The following is a 2,307-nucleotide window of genomic DNA, read 5'->3' on the forward strand; positions in this document are numbered from 1 at the left end:
CCGCCGAGCGCGGCCTGGAAGACCCCGTCACCCCACTGCGCCCCGAGGCGGATCGTGAGCAGCCGCAGGAAGCCCGGGTGCGCCGCCAGGTCGCGCCGCCGGAAGCGGTCGGGCTCTGCGGCGGCACCGGTCCCGGCGTCCGCGGCCGGCCGCGTCGCCTGCTCCGGCGCGGGGGGTGGAACGGGCACGGGCAGGACGCTACGCGTCGGGTCGGCGGAACGGACTCGGGCGCCCGGACCGGGCGTCGCAGGTGGGCGTCCGGACGACGACGGATCGCGACGAGGGCGGGTGGCCCGGCTCCCCGACGGCGGCGCGGAGTGCCACGATGGACCGCGTGGCGGAGGGAACGAGGGGCGAACCCACCGAACGCCCGGTCAACGCCGTCGAGGCGGGGTCGCTGCTCGTCGCGGCCCCCACCCTCACCGACGACAACTTCGTCCGGACGGTCGTGTTCGTCATCGACCACCGGCGGGAGGGCACGCTCGGCGTCGTGCTGAACCGGCCGAGCGAGGTCGCGGTCGGCGACGTCCTGCCCGCCTGGGGTCCGTTCACGACGCGGCCGAGCGCGGTCTTCGTCGGCGGCCCGGTCGAGCAGAAGACCGCCCTGTGCCTGGCGGCGCTGCGGACCGGGGAGGACCCGGCGCGGACCGAGGGCGTCGTCGGGGTGCGCGGGCCGGTGGCGCTGGTCGACCTCGACGGCGACCCGAGCACGCTGGCGCCGCGGGTGCGCGGGCTGCGGGTGTTCGCGGGCTACGCGGGGTGGGACCGCGGGCAGCTCGCCGGCGAGATCGCCCGCGGCGACTGGTACGTCGTGCCCGCGCTGCCCGACGACGTGCTCGCCCCGCCGCGCCACGACCTGTGGGGCGGGGTGCTCCGCCGTCAGGGCGTCCCGCTCGCGCTGCTGGCGACCCACGTCGCGGAGCCGTCGCGCAATTAGCCGCGCGCGGCCGTAGCGTCGGTGGCGTGCGGATCACACGCGAGCAGCCCGGGCCCGGCCAGGAGTCGGTCTGGGACTACCCGCGCCCCCCGCGCGCCGAGCGGGACACCCGTCGCGCCGTCGTCACGCACGCCGGCACGGTCGTGGTCGACACCGACGACCTGGTGCGGGTGCTCGAGACCAGCCACCCGCCGACGTTCTACCTGCCCCGCACCGCGTTCACCGAGGGCGTGCTGCGGCCCGCGCAGCGCCGGACGGTCTGCGAGTGGAAGGGCACCGCGCGCTACGTCGACATCGTGCTGCCGGGCACGACCCTGGAGGCCGTCGGCTGGTGGTACCCGGAGGGTGACGTCAGCGCGACCTACCCCGAGCTCGCCGACCGGGTGTCGCTCTACCCCGCGCCGTTCGACGAGATCACGCTCGGCGGCGAGCGCGTGGTGCCGCAGCCGGGCGGGTTCTACGGCGGGTGGATCACCCACGACGTCGTCGGCCCGTTCAAGGGCGGCCCGGGCAGCTGGGGCTGGTAGGCCGGGCGCCTCAGCCCGGCTGCTCGCCCGCGTTCGCCCCGGCGCGCGGGCAGAGCGAGCACGCCCCGCCGCAGGCGCCGGCCGCGGTCCCGCAGGTGTCGGCCTCCTCGGGCACCCCGCCGAGCGTGCACGGCCCGGAGGTGCGGCGCTCGTCCTCCAGGGTCGCCGCCCGGTCGGCCTCGGCGTACCGGGCACCCACGGCGCCGCCGACGCCCGTCAGCCCGAGGAGCCCCAGCACGCCCACGACGACGAGCGTCACCGCGGCCGCCGTCGTGGGGGCCAGCAGGGCGACCACCCCGGCGGCGACGCCGACCACGCCCGCGGCGACGAAGGCGGGTGCCGCCACCCGGTTGGCGCGCCGGAACGAGTCGATGCGCGCCATGGTCCAGCCGGTCCGCACGCCGATCACGCGGTTGCGGGGCAGCCGGTGCACCGCGGCGAGGATCCCGACGACGAGGACGGCGGCGGCGGCGAGCACGAGGACGGCGGCCAGCACGGGGACGACCATGCCCCCAGAGTAGGCTCGATGCTCGAGGGACCCGCCGCCGAGACGTCCACTCCTCGTGTGGCACGTCGGCGCGGGCCGGCCCTGGTCGCCGCAGCCGTCGTGCGGGCGCCGGGCGCAGCGCATCCGTGTGGTGACCAGGAGGAACGCCGTGACCGCCCAGCCCGACGTCGCTCGGAGCGAGACCCCGGGGTCCGACGCCGAGCCCGGCCGTGGGGTGCCGCCCTACCGCTACACCGCCGCGCTGGCCAGCGGGATCGAGGCGCGCTGGCAGGACCGCTGGGAGGCCGAGCAGACCTTCTCGACCCCGAACCCGTCCGGCCCGCTCGCCGACGGCG

4 protein-coding genes and 1 pseudogene are annotated in these 2,307 nt (G+C 77.7%); 3 read left to right on the top strand and 2 right to left on the bottom strand.

Annotated features, from left to right (window positions below; all coding sequences use genetic code 11):
* Window positions 1-188: pseudogene (locus AC0CYZ_RS10475) on the bottom strand (hypothetical protein); the annotation flags it as partial.
* 137 nt (window positions 189-325) lie between these two features.
* Here AC0CYZ_RS10475 and AC0CYZ_RS10480 point away from each other — a divergent pair.
* Both AC0CYZ_RS10480 and AC0CYZ_RS10485 read left to right on the top strand, forming a co-directional pair.
* On the top strand, window positions 326-937 hold the full coding sequence (locus AC0CYZ_RS10480; protein ID WP_472214970.1) for a YqgE/AlgH family protein: 612 nt from the start codon (window positions 326-328) through the stop codon (window positions 935-937).
* A gap of 26 nt (window positions 938-963) precedes the next feature.
* The gene (locus AC0CYZ_RS10485; protein WP_472214972.1) at window positions 964-1,464 is read left to right on the top strand and encodes a DUF427 domain-containing protein; all 501 of its coding nucleotides are present in this window, start codon (window positions 964-966) and stop codon (window positions 1,462-1,464) included.
* A 10-nt stretch (window positions 1,465-1,474) separates the two neighbouring features.
* Here AC0CYZ_RS10485 and AC0CYZ_RS10490 read toward each other — a convergent pair whose 3' ends face one another.
* Entirely contained in the window at window positions 1,475-1,972 is a 498-nt protein-coding gene (locus AC0CYZ_RS10490) for an SdpI family protein (protein WP_472214974.1), read from the bottom strand.
* Window positions 1,973-2,120: 148 nt separating this feature from the next.
* On the opposite strand from AC0CYZ_RS10490, the gene AC0CYZ_RS10495 reads away from it, so the two are divergent.
* On the top strand, window positions 2,121-2,307 hold a 187-nt coding region (locus AC0CYZ_RS10495; protein WP_472214976.1), incomplete at its 3' end, for a hypothetical protein.

This window comes from Actinomycetospora sp. (genome assembly GCF_055612215.1).

Coding starts and splice junctions, on each gene's coding strand:
- AC0CYZ_RS10490 (WP_472214974.1), bottom strand. CDS start 1,972: ATGGTCGTCCCCGTGCTGGCCGCCGTCCTCGTGCTCGCCGCCGCCGCC.
- AC0CYZ_RS10480 (WP_472214970.1), top strand. CDS start 326: ATGGACCGCGTGGCGGAGGGAACGAGGGGCGAACCCACCGAACGCCCG.